This is a genomic window from Methylobacterium sp. BE186 (genome assembly GCF_031457035.1).
GTDB classification, from domain to species: domain Bacteria; phylum Pseudomonadota; class Alphaproteobacteria; order Rhizobiales; family Beijerinckiaceae; genus Methylobacterium; species Methylobacterium segetis.
Genome location: NZ_JAVDVV010000005.1, coordinates 250,579 through 269,503 on the forward strand (window position 1 = coordinate 250,579; position 18,925 = coordinate 269,503).

Annotated in this window: 18 protein-coding genes, 1 pseudogene and 1 riboswitch; of the genes and pseudogenes, 9 read left to right on the forward strand and 10 right to left on the reverse strand. The window is 69.3% G+C overall.

What is annotated here, in order from left to right; all coding sequences use genetic code 11:
- Nucleotides 1-7 precede the first annotated feature (7 nt).
- Complete coding sequence (locus tag J2X36_RS08330; protein ID WP_310348272.1) at nt 8-1,105, reverse strand: adenylate/guanylate cyclase domain-containing protein; 1,098 nt, start codon at nt 1,103-1,105, stop codon at nt 8-10.
- 265 nt (nt 1,106-1,370) lie between these two features.
- Between J2X36_RS08330 and J2X36_RS08335 the strand changes: the two genes are divergently transcribed.
- On the forward strand, nt 1,371-2,210 hold the full coding sequence (locus tag J2X36_RS08335) for an aldo/keto reductase (RefSeq protein ID WP_132252044.1): 840 nt from the start codon (nt 1,371-1,373) through the stop codon (nt 2,208-2,210).
- A gap of 15 nt (nt 2,211-2,225) precedes the next feature.
- Here J2X36_RS08335 and J2X36_RS08340 read toward each other — a convergent pair whose 3' ends face one another.
- Together J2X36_RS08340 and J2X36_RS08345 are read right to left on the reverse strand one after the other, a co-directional pair.
- On the reverse strand, nt 2,226-3,779 hold the full coding sequence (locus J2X36_RS08340; protein WP_132252047.1) for a diguanylate cyclase: 1,554 nt from the start codon (nt 3,777-3,779) through the stop codon (nt 2,226-2,228).
- A 135-nt stretch (nt 3,780-3,914) separates the two neighbouring features.
- Nucleotides 3,915-6,113 (reverse strand): transglycosylase domain-containing protein, encoded by a 2,199-nt coding sequence (locus J2X36_RS08345; protein ID WP_310348283.1) that lies wholly within the window; start codon nt 6,111-6,113, stop codon nt 3,915-3,917.
- 260 nt (nt 6,114-6,373) lie between these two features.
- Here J2X36_RS08345 and J2X36_RS08350 point away from each other — a divergent pair, with 260 nt between their 5' ends.
- Nucleotides 6,374-7,216 (forward strand): glutamine amidotransferase-related protein, encoded by an 843-nt coding sequence (locus tag J2X36_RS08350; protein ID WP_310348285.1) that lies wholly within the window; start codon nt 6,374-6,376, stop codon nt 7,214-7,216.
- A 2-nt stretch (nt 7,217-7,218) separates the two neighbouring features.
- On the opposite strand, the gene J2X36_RS08355 is transcribed toward J2X36_RS08350, so the two are convergent.
- From J2X36_RS08355 to J2X36_RS08365, 3 genes are all read right to left on the reverse strand, one after another.
- The gene (locus J2X36_RS08355) at nt 7,219-8,307 is read right to left on the reverse strand and encodes an acyltransferase family protein (RefSeq protein ID WP_310348289.1); all 1,089 of its coding nucleotides are present in this window, start codon (nt 8,305-8,307) and stop codon (nt 7,219-7,221) included.
- A gap of 111 nt (nt 8,308-8,418) precedes the next feature.
- Nucleotides 8,419-8,793, reverse strand: coding sequence for a restriction endonuclease (locus J2X36_RS08360; RefSeq protein ID WP_310348292.1), 375 nt, complete (start codon nt 8,791-8,793; stop codon nt 8,419-8,421).
- A gap of 72 nt (nt 8,794-8,865) precedes the next feature.
- Entirely contained in the window at nt 8,866-9,696 is an 831-nt protein-coding gene (locus J2X36_RS08365; protein ID WP_310348296.1) for an alpha/beta hydrolase, read from the reverse strand.
- Nucleotides 9,697-9,789: 93 nt separating this feature from the next.
- Nucleotides 9,790-9,898, forward strand: a riboswitch (TPP riboswitch).
- Between the two features lie 71 nt (nt 9,899-9,969).
- Between J2X36_RS08365 and thiC the strand changes: the two genes are divergently transcribed.
- The 5 genes from thiC to J2X36_RS08390 all read left to right on the forward strand — a co-directional run bounded on the left by thiC (nt 9,970) and on the right by J2X36_RS08390 (nt 16,245).
- Entirely contained in the window at nt 9,970-11,862 is a 1,893-nt protein-coding gene (gene thiC / locus J2X36_RS08370; RefSeq protein ID WP_132252061.1) for a phosphomethylpyrimidine synthase ThiC, read from the forward strand.
- 503 nt (nt 11,863-12,365) lie between these two features.
- Nucleotides 12,366-12,731, forward strand: coding sequence for a flagellar protein FlaG (locus tag J2X36_RS08375; protein WP_132252064.1), 366 nt, complete (start codon nt 12,366-12,368; stop codon nt 12,729-12,731).
- A gap of 136 nt (nt 12,732-12,867) precedes the next feature.
- Nucleotides 12,868-14,190: a flagellin gene (locus J2X36_RS08380; RefSeq protein ID WP_310348305.1), complete on the forward strand. Its 1,323-nt coding sequence runs from the start codon at nt 12,868-12,870 to the stop codon at nt 14,188-14,190.
- Between the two features lie 188 nt (nt 14,191-14,378).
- A complete protein-coding gene (locus J2X36_RS08385; protein WP_310348307.1) occupies nt 14,379-15,701 on the forward strand; it encodes a flagellin in 1,323 nt (440 codons plus the stop codon).
- 136 nt (nt 15,702-15,837) lie between these two features.
- Nucleotides 15,838-16,245 (forward strand): flagellar biosynthesis repressor FlbT, encoded by a 408-nt coding sequence (locus tag J2X36_RS08390; RefSeq protein WP_132256951.1) that lies wholly within the window; start codon nt 15,838-15,840, stop codon nt 16,243-16,245.
- Nucleotides 16,246-16,252: 7 nt separating this feature from the next.
- On the opposite strand, the gene flaF is transcribed toward J2X36_RS08390, so the two are convergent.
- Nucleotides 16,253-16,624: a flagellar biosynthesis regulator FlaF gene (gene flaF, locus J2X36_RS08395; protein WP_310348311.1), complete on the reverse strand. Its 372-nt coding sequence runs from the start codon at nt 16,622-16,624 to the stop codon at nt 16,253-16,255.
- A 179-nt stretch (nt 16,625-16,803) separates the two neighbouring features.
- Between flaF and J2X36_RS08400 the strand changes: the two genes are divergently transcribed.
- A complete protein-coding gene (locus tag J2X36_RS08400; RefSeq protein WP_132256947.1) occupies nt 16,804-17,046 on the forward strand; it encodes a hypothetical protein in 243 nt (80 codons plus the stop codon).
- A 53-nt stretch (nt 17,047-17,099) separates the two neighbouring features.
- On the opposite strand, the gene J2X36_RS08405 is transcribed toward J2X36_RS08400, so the two are convergent.
- The 3 genes from J2X36_RS08405 to J2X36_RS08415 form a co-directional block, all read right to left on the reverse strand.
- Complete coding sequence (locus tag J2X36_RS08405; RefSeq protein WP_281024598.1) at nt 17,100-17,228, reverse strand: hypothetical protein; 129 nt, start codon at nt 17,226-17,228, stop codon at nt 17,100-17,102.
- A gap of 144 nt (nt 17,229-17,372) precedes the next feature.
- A complete protein-coding gene (locus J2X36_RS08410; protein ID WP_132256945.1) occupies nt 17,373-17,684 on the reverse strand; it encodes a hypothetical protein in 312 nt (103 codons plus the stop codon).
- Nucleotides 17,685-17,803: 119 nt separating this feature from the next.
- Nucleotides 17,804-18,319 (reverse strand): metallophosphoesterase family protein, encoded by a 516-nt coding sequence (locus J2X36_RS08415; RefSeq protein ID WP_132256943.1) that lies wholly within the window; start codon nt 18,317-18,319, stop codon nt 17,804-17,806.
- Between the two features lie 472 nt (nt 18,320-18,791).
- Here J2X36_RS08415 and J2X36_RS08420 point away from each other — a divergent pair.
- Nucleotides 18,792-18,925: pseudogene (locus J2X36_RS08420) on the forward strand (oxalate/formate MFS antiporter); the annotation flags it as partial.

Genomic DNA, 18,925 nt, shown 5'->3' on the forward strand with positions numbered 1-18,925 from the left:
TTTCCCATCAGCGCGCGCCCGAGACCTGACGGCGGCGCGGGCCGGCCCCTGCGACCGGCGCGGCGTTCGCCTCCCATGTCTGCGGCCCCGAGGACCGTTCCAGGGTTGCGACCGAGAGCGGCTGACCGCGCCCGCGCACGGTGTGGGCGCCGAGCGAGCGCGCCGTGATCCCCGGCGGCAGGGAGCCGAGGCGCGCGAGCAGATCCTCCGAGATCAGGATCTCCGCATCGAGGGGGCGGCAGAGGGACTCAATGCGCGAGGTCACGTTCACGGCATCCCCGAAATAGGCGATCTTGTGCCGGTCGACGCCGACTTCGGCCGTGACAACCGAGCCGCCGTGCAGCGCCGCGCGAAGCCGCGGCACCGTGCCGAAACGCGCCTTCCAGGCCTCGGCCTCCGCCTCGATGCGGTCGCGGACGTCGAACACGCAGGTGACGCACCGCGCATCCTTCAGGCCCCGCGCCATCGGCCATGTGATCATGGCGAGATCACCGATGTAATCGTCGGTCGAGCCCGCGTTGCGGCGTACCGGCTCGGCGAGGGCGGCGAAGACGGCGCTGAGATAGGCCTGCGCGCGCAGGTCGCCGTGGGTCTCGGCGAAGGCCGTCGAACCGACGACGTCGAGGAACAGGAAGATGCGCTCCTCCCGCACGGGCTTGTGATAGCGCCCGACCAGGAAATTCACGAACACCTCGCCGCCGATGAGGTCGCGCATCCGAACCACGAAGACGAGGAGCGCGGAGACGGCGAGGGAGTAGGCGAGCACCCGCGGCGTGATCTTCACGGCGGTCTGCAGCGAATCGTCGGTGAGGCCGAAGCACCAGACGACCAGCCCACCCAGCGCGATGCCGAGGGCGATCATCAGCACGTAGGCGAGCTCGGCCGCGGGCACGTAAAGCATCGCGGGCAGGCGACGCATCCGCGCCTGCAGGCCGGCGAGGATCAGGCCACGGTCGAAGGCGAGCCCTGCACCGCCGACACACAGCCCGTAGGTGAGCCCGGCGAGGGGCGTCGCGCCTCCCGCGAAGATGACGTTGTAGAGGAGGCCGGCCCCGCCGCAGGCCAGCAGCATCAGGACCCAGAACCAGCGGTGCTGCGGCAGCATCAGCCGGCCCTCCGCCCCGTGGCGCCCAACGGCGGAGCCGCACCGGAGGACATCGTGCTTGCGGGAAGAACAGCAGCGAGCACGACGGGTCCTTGGCCTAAAGTTATCGCCGCCGCGCGCCGATGCCCATTGCTCATTCCCCCATGATGGCGCGAATAAGGCGCGGGATGAAGCGCGGGGCGGCGGCAGCGACGCCGCGCGCGGACCCGTCGGCGGCCCCCACGGCCCTCCCGGCGACACCGGATCCGCACGCGAGGAGGCAGGCATGGACGCGCGCAGCTTCGGGTCGACGGGTGAGCGGGTCTCGGTCATCGGCCAGGGGACGTGGCGGATCGACGGGAGCCTCTGGGCGGAGGCGGTCGCGGCTCTCCGCGCCGGCGTCGATGCCGGCCTGACCCATATCGACACCGCGGAGATGTACGGTGACGGCGAGGCGATCGTCGGCGAGGCCATCGCGGGATTGCGGGAAGAGGTGTTCCTCGTCTCCAAGGTCGTTCCCGGCAACGCCACGCGCCGCGGCGTGGTGCGGGCCTGCGAGCAGTCGCTCCGCCGGCTGCGGACCGACCGCCTGGATTGCTACCTCCTGCACTGGCCGGGCAACCATCCCCTGGAGGAGACGATCGCCGGCTTCGAGGATCTGCGGCGGGACGGCAAGATCCTCTCGTGGGGCGTCAGCAACTTCGACGTCGACGATCTCGAGGCGGCTCTGCGCATTGCCGGGCCCTACCGCATCGCCTGCAATCAGGTGCTGTACCACTTGCGCGAACGTTCGATCGAGCACGCGGTCATCCCCTGGTGCGCGGCGAACGGCGTGGCAATGGTCGGCTACTCGCCCTTCGGGAGCGGCGACTTCCCCGACCCGACGAGCGGGGATGGGCGCCTCCTGTCCCGCATCGCCGAGGCGCACGGGACCACGCCCCACGCCGTGGCCCTCGCCTTCCTGACGCGGCTCGACAACACGTTCACGATCCCGAAGACCGGCCGGGCGGCGCGGGCGGCGGAGAACGCGACGGCGCGGGATCTCGCGCTCGACGAGGCCGAGATCACCGCCCTCGACGCGCAGTTTCCGAGAGGACGGCGCCCGAAGACCCTGCCGATGCTGTGAGGCTGCGCGCCGCCCTCAGGCGCTGCGCAGCATCGATCCGCGCGGATCGGAGGTCTCCGCCAGCCGCACGCGGTTGCGGCCGCTGCGCTTCGCTTCGTAGAGCGCCGCATCCGCATCGCGGAACAGGATGTCGGACGTCTCATCCGCGTCCGGAACCCGGCTGGCGACCCCGACGCTGAGCGTGACCGTTCCGCCGACCGCTTCGGCGTGGGGGATCTCCATCCGCACCATCTCGCGGCGGATGCGCTCTGCGATCAGGCGGGCCGCCGCGGCCTCGACGCCCGGCAACAGGACGGCGAATTCCTCGCCTCCGATTCGGCAGGCCAGGGCGTCGATCGGGTCGAGGTGCCGGGTCATGCAGAGGGCGACGGTCTTCAGCACCTCGTCCCCGCGCTGGTGGCCGAAATGGTCGTTGTAGTGCTTGAAGCTGTCGGCATCGATCAGGAGCAGCGACAGAGGCATCTGAGTCCGGCCGGCGCGGCGCCATTCGCGGGCGAAGGCCTCGTCATAGCGACGGCGGTTCGGCAGCCCGGTGAGGCTGTCCGTCAGCGCCAGGGTCTCGAGTTCCGCATTGGCCGCCCGCGAGGAGGCCTCGGCGGCCGCCCGGCGCAGGACCTCGCGCTGGAGCAGCAAGGTCAGGCTCAGGGTTGCCGCGCTGAGCCCCAGCGTGAGGGCGATCACCATCTGTGCCCGCGGCCACCAGACCGCGCGGATGCTCTGTGCGCCGACCGCCACGTCCGCGATGAGCGGCAGGCCGTCGAGCTGGGCGAAGGCGTAGAGCCGCGCCGCCCCGTCGATCGCCGAGCGCTCGACGATCACGCCGCGACCCAGTTCCTTGAAACGCTTGAAGGCCGGCCCCGACGCGACGCTGCGGCCCACCACCTGCGGCAGATGCGGGTGGCGCACGAGCAGCGTGCCGTCCGTCTGGAACAGGTTGATCGCTCCTCCCTGCCCGACGTGCAGCCGCTCGAACAGTCGCTGGAAGTAGGAGAGATGGATCGCCCCGCTGACGATCCCGCCGAACGAGCCGTCCGGCTTGGTCACCCGCCGGCTCAGCGCCAGGATCGGTGTCCCGCTCACCCGCGACAGGCGGGGTCCGCTGACGGCAAGGCCAAGGGAGGGATCATCGCGCAGCGCCTTGAAATCCGGGTTCTCGATGAGCGTCGCCGTCGTCGGCACCGTAGGGTCCGAGGCGATCCGGATCCGCCCGGTCTCGTCGGCCACGAGCATGATCCCGAGGCCCGGTGCCGAGGCCGCCCGGTCGAACAGGACGCGGCGGCGCATCGCGGGATCGAGGTTCGAGATCTGCGGATCTTCCGCCCCCTCGGCCACGGCCTGCAGTGAGAGGTCATACATCTCGACGTTGCGGGCGATGCTCTGCTCGATCAGGCTCAGCAGGTTCTGGGCACCCTGCTCCGCCTGGAGCCACGCCCCATGGCGCATGTCGCAGATCAGGTACAGGCCGAGCGCGCACAGGCCGGCGGTGACCGAGACGCCGAGGATCGCGATGAGACGCGAGGCGCGGTCATTGAGATGCGCTGTCGCTGCGCTCAGCCACCGCGCTCGCATGCTCCCCTTCCCCCGACGCTTCGCCGCTCGATGACATTGAAGCGACAAGTCGTGAGCGAAGCCCTACGCAACCCCTTCGGGTGCCCGGAACCGTCTCGGATGCTCAACGGATCCTGAACGACCGGAGCGCGAGCGCTACTCGCCGATGCCGAACAGCTTCTCCAGGAAGTTGCGGTCGTCCTGGCTCGGGCCCCGCTGCCGCTGCTGGCTCGCCTGCGGCCGCGGTGCCGGCTGCGGCTCGCCGAGGAGTGTGCCCAGGAGGCCGCCGGTCGGTCCCCCGGCCGACGCGACCGAGGCGGTCGTCTCCGGCGCCTTCCGCCAGCGGTTCATGCCGGGAAGCGGCACCGGGGCCTGACCCTTGAGCGCGACCGTCATGTAACTCTTCCAGATCTCGACCGGCAGGTTGCCGCCGGACGCCTTCTTGGTCGGCTCGCTGTCGTCGTTGCCGAGCCAGATCCCGGTCACGAGGGTGCCCGAGTAGCCGATGAACCACGCGTCTCGGAAATCCTGGCTCGTGCCGGTCTTCCCGGCGAGGTCCCAGCCCGGGATGTCGCCCTTCTTGGCGGTGCCGATCACGAAGGTCTCGTGCATCATGGCGTTCATCATGCCGACGGCGTTCGGGTCGATGACGCGGCCGAGCCCGCCCTCCCCGCGCTTGTACAGGAGCTTGCCGTCCGTCCCCTTCACGGTGGCGACGACGTAGGGAATGACGCCGGTGCCGCCGTTGGCGAAGGCCCCGTAGGCGCCGACCATCTCCAGCGGCGTAACCTCCGAGGTGCCCAGCGCGATCGAGCCGTTCGCCTGGAGCGGCGAGGTGATGCCGAGGCGCTGCGCCGTCTGCACCACACTCTTCGGGCCGACCTCCTGCCCGAGGCGCACCGCCACCGTGTTGAGCGAGAGCGCCAGCGCCGTGCGCAGGGTGACGGCACCTTCGTACTGGTGCGAGTAGTTCTCCGGCTGCCAGTTTCCGATCTTGATCGGCGCATCCTCGCGGACCGTGTCGGGCGTGGCACCGCGCTCCACCGCCGCGAGATAGACGAAGGGCTTGAACGAGGAGCCGGGCTGGCGCTTGGCCGTGGTTGCCCGGTTGAACTGGCTCTGCGCGTAGTCGCGGCCGCCGATCAGAGCCCGGATGGCGCCGTCCGGCCGCATTGAGACGAGCGCCCCCTGGCCGACATTGTAGCGGCCTCCCTTGGCGTTCAGCTCATCGACTAGGGCCTTCTCCGCTGCGGCCTGGAGGCCGGTGTCGACGGTCGTCTGCACCACGATGTCGGAGTCGAATTTGGGCACGTAATCGTCGAGCACGTCCATCACGAGGTCGGCGACGTAGTTGGCCGAGCCGCCGCCGCGGCTGCTCGCGGGCCGGGCCGGTTGAGCGAGCGCGACCTTCACGTCCTGCGGCTTGGCGAAGCCGAGATCCTGCATGGCGGCGAGAACCTGTGCGGCCCGGGTCTGGGCCGCCGGCAGGTTCCGGTTCGGCGCGAGGCGCGACGGCGCCTGGACGAGGCCGCCGAGCATCGCGGCCTCCGCGAGGCTCACGCTCTTGGCCGGCTTGCCGAAATAGCGTTGCGCGGCCGCCTCGACGCCGTAGGCGCCAGCACCGAAATAGACCCGGTTGAGGTAGAGTTCGAGGATCTCGTCCTTGGTGTACTTGTGCTCCAGCCACAGGGCCAGGATCGCTTCCTGGATCTTGCGCGAGGCCGAGCGCTCGGGTGTGAGGAACAGGTTCTTGGCGAGCTGCTGGGTCAGGGTCGAGCCGCCCTGCGCAACGCCGCGGCGCGTGAGATTCTGGCCGATGGCGCGGGCGATGCCGACCGGGTCGACGCCGAGATGGCTGTAGAACCGCCGATCCTCGATGGCGACGAAGGCGCGGGGGAGATAGGGCGGCAGTTCCTTGATGCTCACGACGCGTCCCCCCGTCTCGCCGCGATTGGCGAGAAGGGAGCCGTCGCTTGCCAGGATCGCGATGTTCGGCGGCCGCTTCGGAACGGCCAGCTGGTCGATCGGCGGCAATTGCGAGGCGTGATAGGCGACGAGCCCCGCCACGCCGATGACGGCCCAGAGGCCGAGCACGATACCGGCATAGGCGAGCCGACCGAGGAACGATCCCCGGCGCTTGGCGGCCTTGCGCGGCTGGGCCGCCGGGCGTCGCCCCGCGGGAGCCGCGCGCCCGCGCTGCCCCTGCCCGCTCGCTCCTCGCTTTGCCGCCACGCCGCCTCCCGCCCGATCGTCGCGCGAGAGGCGGAGGTCGAGGGCGCCCGGGCTCGCGACGCGCCCTTCCGGCACGTCGAAGTTCGGCTCGTCCCGGCCCGTCCGTCCGCGTCCTCTCGTCATTGGGTTCCGTCGATGTCCTGGCCCGGCATCGGGCGACGACGCTGCACCCCGCGCAGCATCGGCCCGGTCGGCCCCGGTTCGCACGCTAAATACGGCGGGTTTAAGCCCCCTTAACCTGTCGAATTCGGGGTTCGTTAACCGTGAGAGGCCGGGGCGTGCGGCGACGGGTCTCCTGGATCGGTCCGGAACGGTACGCAAGGTACCCCGTTCCCGCAGGCCCGTTTCCGGGCACCCTCTCGAATGGGATCGGATTGGAACGGATGCTGCACTGTCTCGTCGCGGACGGAAATGTCCGCGATGCCCGGGAGGAGCATCTCCGCGCGACGGGGCGAACCTCGGCGCAGGCTTACGCCGCGCTCCTGAAGGCGCTCGCAACGGACGTCTCCTGCACCCTGATCAGTCCGGCCGACGTCGATGCGGCGCTGCCGGCGGGTGCCGATCTCGCAGGATTCGACGCCCTGGTCCTGACGGGCTCGGCGCTGCACGTGACGGAGGATCGCCCGGCGGTGCGGCGGCAACTCGACCTGATGCGCGCGGCGCTCGACGCCGGGCTTCCGGTCTTCGGTTCCTGCTGGGGCGTTCAGGTTGCCGCTGCCGTGGCGGGCGGTGACGCGGGACGCAATCCGCGCGGCCCCGAATACGGTTTCGCCCGGGGCCTCGTACCCAGCCGGGGCGGGCGCGGGCACCCGCTGCTCGATGGCCGCCCCGCCTCCTACGAGGCGCCGGCCATGCATCTCGACGCCGTGATCGTGCCGCCGCCCGGGGCCGAGGTGCTGGCCGGGAACGGCCGCCTGGATGTGCAGGCGATCGAGATCCGTGCGGGTACAGGCGTGTTCTGGGGCACGCAGTACCATCCCGAGCACGAGCTCGGCGCGATGCTGCGCCTGCAGGCCGCCGAGGTCGTCGAGGCGGGCTTCTGCCGGACGAGCGCGGAGGTCGAGGCCTACGCGGCCGATCTCGAGGCGCTGCACGCCGCACCGCGCGAGCGGACGGATCTCGCGTGGCGCCACGGTATCGGAGCGGAGGTGCTCGAGGCGTCGAACCGGCGTCGTGAGATCGCGAATTTCCTCGATCGGCTCGTCCGACCCCGCACCCGGCGCTGAGGTCAGGCAGCCCGAAACACGCCGACCGAGCCCTTCGGTTCGGGGGCGATGTGCAGCGGGCCCGGCCTGCGGAACAGGATCGCGAGGGGCGTATTCCGGATCGCGCGCTCGAAGCCGAGCGGCAGCACCACGGCGACCGCGGTGACGAGGAGGCTCGCGAGACCGACGTCGGCGACGATGCCCGTTCTGACCAGGAGGGTCCGGGTCGCCGCCATCGGCAGGAAGAAGGCGAGATAGATCACGATCGAACGGCGACCGCACATCCGGAGGGCAGCCGCGACGATTCCCCCGGCGCGGGTGAGCAGCGCGGCCACTGCCACGATGGCGAGCGCGCCCGCTCCTCCGAGGAGGAGGCTGACGAGCGGCAGGCTCGCGAGGGTGGGGAAGCCCGGCAGCGGCGAGGGCGCGAAGGCGAGCCAGCCCTCGATTCCGGCCCAGAGACCGAGGCCCGCGAGCGCCAGGGTGGGATGCGCGCGCACGGTGTCGGCGAAGGCGAAGATGCGCGAGGCGAACAGATATCCGCCGAGGAAGTAGACGTAGCGCGCGCAGAACTCCTCGAGGAGGTAGGACGAGGTCGCGACCGGCACGATCTGCAGGAGCGCGGCGAGCCCGAGGAGCACGGCCGGGGGCACCCCGCGCAGGAGCTTCGTGACCACCGAGAAGACCGCCAGGAGGTAGATGAACCAGAGCGTCGAGTAGGGCTCGACCAGCGCCCGTGCGAGATGGGCGAGGAACGCCGTTGGGCCGGCCCCGTCGACGATCTGGGCGTATTTGGCGGCCGACTGGATGAGGACCCAGAGCCCGTAGAAATAGGCGAAGTGCACCACTCTGCGATCGGAGAAGAGGCGCCAGTCCCGGTCGATCACGCGGCCGAGGAACAGCCCGGACAGCAGGAAGAAATCGGGGATCCGGAAGGGCTTGGCGAAGGCGACGACGGGATGCATGAATCCCTCCTCACCCATCGCCTCGCCGGTTCCCAGCGTCGAGTGCATCATCACTACGAGGATGATGCAGAGCCCTTTGGCGACGTCGACCCAGGCGAGGCGCATCGCCTCGTCGGGCCGCCCCGGTGCCGAACCCTCCACCGCCATGACGACGCTCCGCCGCTTGCTACGGCCCCGGAGCCTCCGCGCGCAGTCTTAACGGGTGGCCCTACGCGGCCGAGCGTCCCGGCGACATGCGAAACGCGGCGTTAAATCCCCTCAGCGGTCGCGCTTCGCGCCGCGGCGATCGCGCGTCATGCGGGTGGCGGCGTGAAAATCGTCGGGCTTCGTCCGCACCCAGGCGACGAAGCGCTCGATCTCCGGGTCCTCGCGAAGGGCCTCCACGGCGGACAGGCGCCGCGCGATCTCGGCCTCGCTGTAGCGGGCGTGGATGGCTGAGTGGCAGATCTGATGCAGGCGCACCGTCCCCTTGTGGGTACCACCCTTCAGCTTGGGCGTCAGATGGTGGAGGCTCGACCGGGCCCGCGCCGGAATCGGGCGTTCGCAGAGCGGGCAGATCACGGGCTCCGAGCGAGGGTTGTCCTGGGTCGCGGGGTCGTCCTCCCGCCAGCGCCGAGCCCGCCGTCCGACCATGCCCCTCCCCTCGCGATACGCCCTGCCAAACCCGTCATATGAGGCGGCGGACCGGCATCGGGAGGCGGCGCGTCACTCCGCCGTGCTCGGCAGGCACCGCGCCTCGATCCGCCCGCGGAAGAACGCCTCGGCCTTCCCGTCCGACGTGCCGAGGATCGAGACGTGGTCGCCCGGCACCGCCTCGAAATGGGCCGCTTGCCCGACCGCCTCCGCGAGCCTTCGGCCGAAGCTCGCCGGGATCACCGGGTCGGACAGGCCGTGGACGATTAGGACCGGGATCGTCGCGCCGGCGAGCCGCTCGTCGCTTCGGTAGGTGTCGAGCAGGAGGCCGGGCGGCGCCAGCGGGAAGCGCAGGCGCACCATGGCGGCCATCGAGTCGAACGGCGCCTCGAGATAGAGGCCGAGGGCCGCATGCCCGCGCGCGAGGGCGGCCGCGACGCCCGTGCCCAGCGAGTGACCGTGCAGCAGGATCGGGGCGCCCGGCGCGCGCCGGGCGACCTCGCGGTAGGCCGCCTCGCCGTCGGCGAGGAGCCCGTCCTCGCTCGGGCTTCCCGTCGATCCCGGGTAGCCGCGATAGGCGATGGCGAGCACGCCCCAGCCGCTCGCCGCCCACGGACCGGCCGTGAAGCGCGCGGCGTGCGGCTCCGGCCGCGAGCCGTTGCCGTGGAAGGTGAGGACGACGCCGCAGCCCGGCTCGGGCGGGCGCCAGAGGGCGCGCAGGGTCTCGCCGTCCCCGGTTCGCAGGCCGAAGCTCTGCACGCCTTCCGGCGGATCCGCCGCGATCGGAGCGCCCGGGAGCGACGCGCCGGGATAGATGAGCGACCGCTGGAAGGCGGCGAGAAGGCCGACGGCGCCGACATAGAGGGCGGTCGCCGAGAGGAAAAGGAGGCTGACGATGCGCATGCGGTCCGCTACCGGGAGGTGACGCTACGCTCGCCCTCGCCGCAAGGAGACCGATGCGCGCATTGACAAAGCGGGGCGCGGCGTCGAGATTTGAACCGTTCCGAGGGGAGCCCCGAGACAGGGGGCTGAGATTGGGCGCTCCGTCCTGACCCTTGAACCTGATCCGGCTCATACCGGCGGAGGGACGGGAACTCGCGGCCAGACGACTCGGCGGCCGCGCCCATTCTGACCTGTGACGAGTTCGGATCGCTCCAACGCCAGGAGAGATCCACGATGAACGCACCCGTCCGACCCCAAGACCTCCCGAAGGGCAGCCCCGAGACCGTGACGACCGGTCCGATCACCGGCTCGCGCAAGGTGTACGCCACCGTCGCCGGCCGCGACGACATCCGCGTGCCCTACCGCGAGATCGTGCTGAGCGAGCCCACCGAGGCGCCGGTGCGCGTCTACGACGCGTCGGGTCCCTACACGGAAACGGATGCGCGCATCGACCTCAATGCCGGCCTGCCGGGCGTGCGCGAGCCCTGGATCGCCCAGCGCGGCTACGCGTCCGTCGAGCCGCGCGCCGTCAAGCCGGAGGACAACGGCTTCGTCGGCGAGGACAAGCTCGTGGCCCCCTGCCCCGCCGAGCGCGTCGTGCGCCGGGCCGGGCCGGGCCAGAGGGTGACGCAGTACGAGTTCGCGAAGGCCGGCCTCATCACCGAGGAGATGATCTACGTCGCCCATCGCGAGAACCTCTGCCGCGCGGCGATGCTGGAGCAGGCCGAGGCCAAGCTCGCCGACGGCGAGAGCTTCGGCGCGGCGCTGCCGCCCTTCATCACCCCGGAATTCGTGCGGGACGAGGTGGCGCTCGGGCGGGCCATCATCCCGGCCAACATCAACCACACCGAGCTCGAGCCGATGGCGATCGGCCGGAACTTCCTCGTCAAGATCAACGCCAATATCGGCAACTCGGCCGTCACCTCGTCGGCGGCGGAGGAAGTCGAGAAGCTCGTCTGGGCGACGCGCTGGGGCGCCGACACGGTGATGGACCTGTCGACGGGCCGAAACATCCACAACATCCGCTCGTGGATCGTCCGCAATTCTCCCGTTCCGATCGGCACGGTGCCGATCTACCAGGCGCTGGAGAAGGTCGGCGGCGATCCTCTGAAGCTCGACTGGGAGGTGTTCAAGGACACCCTCATCGAGCAGGCCGAGCAGGGCATCGATTACTTCACGATCCATGCGGGCGTGCGTCTCGCGCACGTGCCGCTGACGGCCCGGCGCGTCACCGGCATCGTCTCTCGCGGCGGCTCGATCATGGCGCGGTGGTGCCTGGCCGGGCACCGGGAATCGTTCCTCTACGAGCGGTTCGACGAGATCTGCGACATCATGCGGGCCTACGACGTCTCGTTCTCGCTCGGCGACGGGCTGCGGCCGGGCTCGATCGCGGACGCCAACGATGCGGCGCAGTTCGCGGAACTCGAGACGCTGGGCGAACTGACGAAGATCGCCTGGGACAAGGGTTGCCAAGTCATGATCGAGGGCCCCGGCCACGTGCCGATGCACAAGATCAAGGTCAACATGGACAAACAGCTGCGCGAGTGCGGTGAGGCGCCGTTCTATACGCTCGGACCGCTGACGACCGATGTCGCGCCGGGCTACGATCACATCACGTCGGGCATCGGCGCCGCGATGATCGGCTGGTTCGGCACGGCGATGCTTTGCTACGTCACGCCGAAGGAGCATCTGGGACTGCCGAACCGCGACGACGTCAAGGTCGGCGTCATCACCTACAAGATCGCGGCCCATGCGGCCGATCTGGCGAAGGGGCACCCTGCGGCGCAGCTGCGCGACGACGCCCTGTCGCGCGCCCGGTTCGACTTCCGTTGGGAGGACCAGTTCAACCTCTCCCTCGATCCCGATACGGCGCGCAGCTACCACGACGAGACCCTGCCGAAGGATGCCCACAAGGTCGCGCATTTCTGCTCGATGTGCGGGCCGAAATTCTGCTCCATGAAGATCACCCAGGATCTTCGCGCCGAGGTTCTGGCGATGGAGGAAGCGGGCGAGGTCATCCACACCGCGCCCGTGATGTCGAGCGCCGAGCGGGAGGCCGGAATGCGGGCGAAGTCGGCGGAATTCCTGGCGGAGGGCGGCAAGCTCTACGTCGACGCCGCCGAATAGCCTTCCGCGATCGGACGAATACCGCGATCATCGGCCGGTCGGGCGCTCACGGGCTCCCGGCCGGCCGTTCTCGTTCCGGGCCGGAACCTCCACCGGAACGTGAGCAGCCGCGCCTTTGAAATCAGAAGATGTGTCGTCCGGCCCGCACGTCGAAGCGCGCCGCCGGGGCCTGTCAGGCCCCGTCCGGAAAGGTCAGCCCGTGATCGCATGCGATCTTCCGCCGATCACGGGCGCGTAGATCGCGATCATTGCTTCGCGGGGCACGACGCGGCGCGCGATAGACGCTTTTCCGATCAAGAAATTCTAGGGGGCCCGAACGTTCTGTTGCCAAAAGATGAAATTCATTTCTTTCGGCCCCGTGATTTTTTCGTCATTTCGTCGTTCGTGCTCACGATCTTTTAACGCTTTTTCGAGGTCCGCACGGGGCGCGGCCCGAATTTTACAGCGTGCTAACGGTGTTCGCGACTTGATGGGGCTCGTTTGCTTCCAACAGGAGCAGGGCCATGGACATCAGAGCCGTCGCAACATCCCCGCCGGTCGCCCCGGCAGCCTCGGTCCCGTCGACCCCGCAGCGTCAGGACGCGCGCCCGCAGGCGCAGGCGGCGCTCGCGCCCGCGGTCTCCCTCTCGATCGGCGAGGCGGCCGAGACGCGCAATGCGGCCGAGACGGCGCAGCAGAACGCGCGGAGCGGCGCCTACACCCGCGACGCCGAGAGCCAGACGCTGGTCTACCAAGTGGTCGACCCCGCGAGCGGCGACGTCGTCATCCAGATCCCCGACGAGGTCGTCCTGCGCGCCCGGGTCTATGCCCGGGAGGCGAGCGAGGCGGCGGCGCAGAAGCCCGGCGCCGCGGTGGAGCGGCGGGCCTGATCCGGCTCATGCCGACCAGAAAAGTCGGCGATCGTACAAATTTAACTGTCTCACTTAACGCGGCCGCAAGAGGCCCCGGTCCACAACGACGATGTTCTCCATGACGGAGGACAGAACTGCACAGGAAGCATCCATCATGTCCGCTGGTATCTCTCTCAACTCGTCCGTCCGTTCGAGCCTTCTGTCCCTTCAGGACACGGCTTCGCTTCAGGCGACGACGCAGAACCATCTCTCGACCGGCAAGAAGGTCGCGAGCGCCCTCGACAACCCGATCAACTTCTTCACCGCCGCCTCGCTGAACGACCGCTCGAGCGCGCTCTCGGGCCTGCTCGACGGCATCTCGAACGGCGTCCAGACGATCCAGGCCGCCTCCAAGGGCATCGACGGCATCACCAAGCTCGTGCAGTCGCTCCAGTCGACGATCACGCAGGCCCAGAACGACGCCGCCGCCAACCGCCCGACCAAGACCGGCACCGCCCTCTCGATCGCCGCGGAAGCGGTCGCCACCAACAAGGGCCTGAAGGACGTCACGCTCAACAAGAAGCTCGGCGGCGCCGATACCACGGCCGATCAGGCGACCTCGACCTCGTCGGGCGACATCGGCATCGACACCTCGACCAACAACACGCTGGCGCTGACGATCAACGCCGGCTCGACCACCTTCACGACGACCTTCTCCGCTACGCAGACGGTGCAGGATCTCGTGAACGCGGTGAACTCGTCCGGTATCGCGACCGCCAGCGTCGACGACAGCGGCAAGCTGACGGTGACCGGCACGGGCTCGAACACCCTGAAGGTCGGCCTCGGCTCGGGCACGGACGCGGCGACCGCCACGACCGACTCGAAGCTGGGCACGCTCAACGGCAAGCTCGGGCTTGCGACGACGGACTACACGACCGGCGTCACCGCCTCCGGTAACTCCACGGTCCGTTCGAACCTCGTCAAGCAGTTCAATGACCTGACGACGCAGCTCGACCAACTCGCCCGGGATTCGGGCTACAACGGCAAGAACCTGCTCGGCGGCGACACGCTGTCGGTGGTGTTCAACGAGAAGACCGGCAGCGCCCAGTCTTCGCTCAGCGTGCAGGGCACTACCCTGAGCTCCGCCTCGCTCGGCATCGGCCAGGCCGCCAACGGCACGGGCGGTCCGGCCGGGTCGTTCAACATCCAGGACGACACGTCGCTCACGACGGCCAAGGACACGCTGACGAACGCGCTGACCTCGCTGCGCTCGCTGGCCTCGACCTTCGGCTCCAGCCTCTCGACCGTGCAGACCCGTCAGGACTTCACCAAGCAGCTCTCCAACGTGCTGACCACCGGTGCGGACAACCTGACGAACGCCGACCTGAACTTCGAGGCGGCGAACTACACGGCCCTGCAAACCCGGCAGTCGATCGCCCAGCAGACGCTGGGTCTCGCCAACCAGGCCAACCAGGGCGTCCTCCAGCTCCTGCGCTGAGCTTTCGGACAGTCGAACATCGAGAGGCCGGGACGAAAGTCCCGGCCTTTTTTCTGTTTTGGTTATTCGCGAGCCGCCAACACTAACCGGGCCTTAACCACCTCTGCGTGATCTTCCCGATCATGTGATCCAAGCGAGCGCGGAGTTAACGATCCGTCGTCCTCGCGCTGGCGGTTTGGAGGCCCGAGATGGCGAACGACATCACCTTAAGTTCCTCGATCCGTTCGAGCCTTCTGTCCCTTCAGGACACGGCTTCGCTTCAGGCGACGACGCAGAACCATCTCTCGACCGGCAAGAAGGTCGCGAGCGCCCTCGACAACCCGATCAACTTCTTCACCGCCGCCTCGCTGAACGACCGCTCGAGCGCGCTCTCGGGCCTGCTCGACGGCATCTCGAACGGCATCCAGACGATCCAGGCCGCCTCCAAGGGCATCGACGGCATCACCAAGCTCGTGCAGTCGCTCCAGTCGACGATCACGCAGGCCCAGAACGACGCCGCCGCCAACCGCCCGACCAAGACCGGCACCGCCCTCTCGATCGCCGCGGAAGCGGTCGCCACCAACAAGGGCCTGAAGGACGTCACGCTCAACAAGAAGCTCGGCGGCGCCGATACCACGGCCGATCAGGCGACCTCGACCTCGTCGGGCGACATCGGCATCGACACCTCGACCAACAACACGCTGGCGCTGACGATCAACGCTGGCCCGACCACCTTCACGACGACCTTCACGGGCACGCAGACGGTGCAGGATCTCGTGAACGCGGTGAACGCATCCGGCATCGCGACCGCCAGCGTCGACGACAGCGGCAAGCTCACCGTGAAGGGCACGGGCTCGAACACCCTGAAGGTCGGCTTCGGCTCGGGTGCGAGCGCGGCCGCCGCCACCACGAACGCGCAGACCGGCGCGCTCAACACCAACTTGGGGCTCGCGGCGACGGACTACACGACCGGCGTCACCGCCTCGGGCAACTCCACGGTGCGCGCCAACCTCGTCAAGCAGTTCAACGACCTGACGACGCAGCTCGACCAGCTCTCCCGGGATTCGGGCTACAACGGCAAGAACCTGCTCGGCGGCGATCTCCTCACCATCGTCTTCAACGAGAAGACGGGCGCCAACCAGACCAAGCTCGATGTGCAGGGCACCACCCTGACCTCGGCCTCGCTCGGCATCAACCAGGCCTTCAACGGCACGGGCGGACCGGCGGGCTCCTTCGACATCCAGGACGACACGTCGCTCACGACGACCAAGGACACGCTGACGAACGCGCTGACCTCGCTGCGCTCGCTGGCCTCGACCTTCGGCTCCAGCCTCTCGACCGTGCAGACCCGGCAGGGCTTCACCAAGCAGATCGCGAACGTGCTGACGACCGGTGCGGACAACCTGACGAATGCCGACCTGAACTTCGAGGCGGCGAACTACACGGCGCTGCAGACCCGGCAGTCGATTGCCCAGCAGACGCTGGGTCTCGCCAACCAGGCGAACCAGGGTGTCCTCCAGCTCCTGCGCTGAACCGTACGCGGCATCCGATTGAGACGGAAACGGCGGGGCGCGAGCCCCGCCGTTTCCATTTGGTTAACCCTTCGCCGCGAAGGTCGGCCGATCGGAGAGCGCGCCGGCCCGGCCGGCGCCGGATCGGGAGGGCAGGATGCCGCTGCGGATCGAGCTGAAGCCCGGGGAGCGGGTCATCATCGGGGATTGCGCGATCCGCAACGGGCCGCGCCGCTCGGCCTTCATCGTCGAGACGCCGCACAAGGTGCTGCGCGAATCGGAGATCGTGCGCGAATCGGAGGCCGACACCCCGGCCAAGCAGATCTGCGTCGCCCTGCAGCGGGCCTACCTCCTCGACGATCCGTTCGACGCCGAGACGCAGTTCATGGAACTCGCCAACGCGGTGATGCAGGCCGCGCCGAGCGCCAGGCCCTTCATCGCCGCGATCTACGAGAAGCTGGCGGCCGGCGACCATTACCGGGCGCTCAAGGCGGCGCGCGACCTCGTCGCGCATGAGAGCCGCCTGCTGGCGCTCGCCGAGCCGGTGGAAGCTGCCTCCGCCTGAGCCCGGCTCAGCGGCCGGAATCGCCCTGGAGGCCGGCGGCGATGTTGTGGTTGATGGAGATCAGGGCGTCGAGGGTCTCGGCCTTCGGCTCGATCATCATGTCGAGGGTCGAGCGGAACACGAAGATTGCGAGCTTGCCGACATTCTGCTTGAGCGCCTCGGGCAGCGGGTTGGTCGGCTCCGTGGCGTCGCCCGCGATCACCGTCCAGACCTTGCGGTTGAAGGTCAGTGCCTCGTTCAGGTCCCGCTCCTGCTCGGGCCAGCCGGCGCGGATCGTCTGGAGCCGGTTGGCGGCCTTGATCAGGACGGCCGCCTCCGCCTCGCGCGGGGAGAGGACGCTGCGGGAGGTCTTGGCGTAGGCATTGGCGGCATGCATCATCGGATGGCGTCCCCCTGTCGCGGCCGCGGCGCGCGCGGCGGCAGGAGAGCGGTGTCGCATGCCCGGCTTAAGACAAGGTGTGCGCGGATCGCCCCATTGACGCCTCGATGCCGCGGGAGCACCCCGCTCAAAGGGCGCGGACCCAATCCGGCAAGGCCGAGTCGCGAGAATCCGTCGGGATGATGAATTTTCTGTTGGGCACCGTGGCCGGCGGCCTGATCGCGGGAATCGCGACCATCGCCGCCGCGCGCCATCCGGAGGTCCAGAACCGGCTCGGCCTGCTGCCGCCGCCGAGCACCGCGATCACGGCCGCCGCGGTGACGCGCCCCGAGATCCCCTGCCGGCCCGCGACGCCGACGCCGAAGGTCGGCGATCCCGAGATGCTGCTGTCGAAGCGGCGGTTCTGGTCGGTCGCGCCCTGAGGCCGGCGACCGACCCGCCGGCCCCGCGCCGGCTGGCCCGGCGCGCCCTCCCCTCAGACGCTGCTGAGGAGGAACATGACCATGGTGGTGGCGACCGTTGTGCTGAGGAAGCCGCACAGCGCCGCCGCGAAGGAGGGGCCGGTGGCGGGGAGCGCGTCGGAGCGGAGGGTCTCAGGGTTCATGGGCTTGGCCTTCGGTGGGCGACTCGGTCGCCGTGTCTGGGTGAACGGTGCCGTTAGGCGGTTGGAAAGGCTGTGCGTCGCCGCACAAGGGGGGTCGAGGATGGCCGGGGCGCAGGGATCGCGTCCCGGGCCGGGCGCGGCGCTCTAGTCGCAGCGGTTCGCGCGCTTGGCGACGCGCAGGGCGCGCAGCTCGCTGCGCAGATCGATGGCGACGACGCCCGCACCGCAATCCTCGAAGGCGTCCCGCGCATCGTTGTAGCGGTCGCCCACCTCGTCGAGGGTGTCGCAGATCCGGTCGTGGTCGCCGAGCCGCACCTCCTGGCGGGCCTGGAAGCGGAGGGCGTTGGCCTCGTCGACCTTGCGCTGGGCCTCGAGGCAGCGGGGCAGTGCGGAGGCGGGCGGAGCACAGGCAAGCAGGCTCAGCCCGGCCAGGACGGGGAGGATCAGGTAACGCATTGGAACACCGTGGGTTGTGACGGGAGCGCGGCTCGCACGCTCAATCGAAAGTTCGGCTTCGCTCGGTCATCGCCCGTTCAGGTCCTCAAACGGTGAAGCTGCCGCGATGGTTCCGCCTCTCACCCGGGCGCGCGGCCCCGCCGGCGCGAGGCGAGGATCGCGTCGAGCCGCACGGGCGCGAAGCCCTGCGCGTCGACGCCGACATCGTATTGCCGGGGGATCGGCCTCAGCTGCCCGTGGCTGTGGCCGTGCAGGTTCAGGACGCCCCGCCCGATCCCGTTCCAGGTCCGGAAGGCGTAGTGGCAGAGGACGAGGCGGCGCTCCTCGACCGTGATCTCGGCGTAATGCGCGATGCTCGCCCATCCGGGGGCGGCGAGCGTGCCGGGGCCGTCGTTGTTGCCGCGGATGAGGTGCTTGGTGCCCGGCAGGCTCGCGAGGATCTCGGCGACGCGCGCGTCGCTGGGGCCGAGGGCGAAGTCGCCGAGATGCCAGACCTCGTCTTCGGGGGCGACGACCGCGTTCCAGTTGGCGATCAGCGCCGCGTCGTGGGCGGCGAGATCCGGGAAGGGCCTGCGGTCGAGGCGCAGGATGCGCGGATCGCCGAAATGGGTGTCGCTCGTGAAATATATCGCCATCGACGCCCGCCGGTCCTCGCGAAACTGTGACGCCTGACAATGCGAGCGACGCGATTCGGATGCCCGAGGGGCGGCCCGGAGACGGTTTTCCGCGGCCGTTCGTGCGCCGAGCCCGCGCGGCGCCCGCCGCCGCGGCCTCTCCCCTCGCGACGGCCGACGGGCCCGCCCGGAGGCAAACCCTTGTGCCGCGAGCATCCCGGGTGGACAATCCGGTCGAGACGCAGGGGGTGACGGGACGTTTCGCGGCCTGCACGTTCAGCGCAGACATCTAATCCAATAAAATTTAGGCGGGTTGGCGAAACATTCCGATTGCCAAAGCTTGATCTGGAATAATAATGTATTCATCGCCGCGATCAGCACACTCATACAATGAAGTGGGCGATTGCCGCGCCACGGCGCACGTGCGCCCAGTCAACAGCGACATTTCGAGACTGGTGTCGGCGGGCTGTGCAGTCGGTAGAGGAGACGACGCATGACATCATACGCCACCCCTAGCGCCGCGGTGAAACCTTCACCCAATCGCTGGTTGCAAATCGTTCTCGGCGTCGCCTGCATGGTGGCGGCCGCGAACATCCAGTACGCCTGGACCCTGTTCGTCCCGGAAAT

What these genes read in the sequence shown, in the direction of transcription:
- J2X36_RS08355 (WP_310348289.1), bottom strand. Translation starts at nt 8,307, where the DNA reads ATGGCGGTGGAGGGTTCGGCACCGGGGCGGCCCGACGAGGCGATGCGC.
- J2X36_RS08365 (WP_310348296.1), bottom strand. Translation starts at nt 9,696, where the DNA reads ATGCGCATCGTCAGCCTCCTTTTCCTCTCGGCGACCGCCCTCTATGTC.
- J2X36_RS08375 (WP_132252064.1), top strand. Translation starts at nt 12,366, where the DNA reads ATGGACATCAGAGCCGTCGCAACATCCCCGCCGGTCGCCCCGGCAGCC.
- J2X36_RS08380 (WP_310348305.1), top strand. Translation starts at nt 12,868, where the DNA reads ATGTCCGCTGGTATCTCTCTCAACTCGTCCGTCCGTTCGAGCCTTCTG.
- J2X36_RS08405 (WP_281024598.1), bottom strand. Translation starts at nt 17,228, where the DNA reads ATGAACCCTGAGACCCTCCGCTCCGACGCGCTCCCCGCCACCGGCCCC.
- J2X36_RS08385 (WP_310348307.1), top strand. Translation starts at nt 14,379, where the DNA reads ATGGCGAACGACATCACCTTAAGTTCCTCGATCCGTTCGAGCCTTCTG.
- flaF (WP_310348311.1), bottom strand. Translation starts at nt 16,624, where the DNA reads ATGATGCATGCCGCCAATGCCTACGCCAAGACCTCCCGCAGCGTCCTC.
- J2X36_RS08415 (WP_132256943.1), bottom strand. Translation starts at nt 18,319, where the DNA reads ATGGCGATATATTTCACGAGCGACACCCATTTCGGCGATCCGCGCATC.
- J2X36_RS08330 (WP_310348272.1), bottom strand. Translation starts at nt 1,105, where the DNA reads ATGCTGCCGCAGCACCGCTGGTTCTGGGTCCTGATGCTGCTGGCCTGC.
- thiC (WP_132252061.1), top strand. Translation starts at nt 9,970, where the DNA reads ATGAACGCACCCGTCCGACCCCAAGACCTCCCGAAGGGCAGCCCCGAG.
- J2X36_RS08340 (WP_132252047.1), bottom strand. Translation starts at nt 3,779, where the DNA reads ATGCGAGCGCGGTGGCTGAGCGCAGCGACAGCGCATCTCAATGACCGC.
- J2X36_RS08410 (WP_132256945.1), bottom strand. Translation starts at nt 17,684, where the DNA reads ATGCGTTACCTGATCCTCCCCGTCCTGGCCGGGCTGAGCCTGCTTGCC.
- J2X36_RS08400 (WP_132256947.1), top strand. Translation starts at nt 16,804, where the DNA reads ATGATGAATTTTCTGTTGGGCACCGTGGCCGGCGGCCTGATCGCGGGA.
- J2X36_RS08335 (WP_132252044.1), top strand. Translation starts at nt 1,371, where the DNA reads ATGGACGCGCGCAGCTTCGGGTCGACGGGTGAGCGGGTCTCGGTCATC.
- J2X36_RS08345 (WP_310348283.1), bottom strand. Translation starts at nt 6,113, where the DNA reads ATGACGAGAGGACGCGGACGGACGGGCCGGGACGAGCCGAACTTCGAC.
- J2X36_RS08360 (WP_310348292.1), bottom strand. Translation starts at nt 8,793, where the DNA reads ATGGTCGGACGGCGGGCTCGGCGCTGGCGGGAGGACGACCCCGCGACC.
- J2X36_RS08390 (WP_132256951.1), top strand. Translation starts at nt 15,838, where the DNA reads ATGCCGCTGCGGATCGAGCTGAAGCCCGGGGAGCGGGTCATCATCGGG.
- J2X36_RS08350 (WP_310348285.1), top strand. Translation starts at nt 6,374, where the DNA reads ATGCTGCACTGTCTCGTCGCGGACGGAAATGTCCGCGATGCCCGGGAG.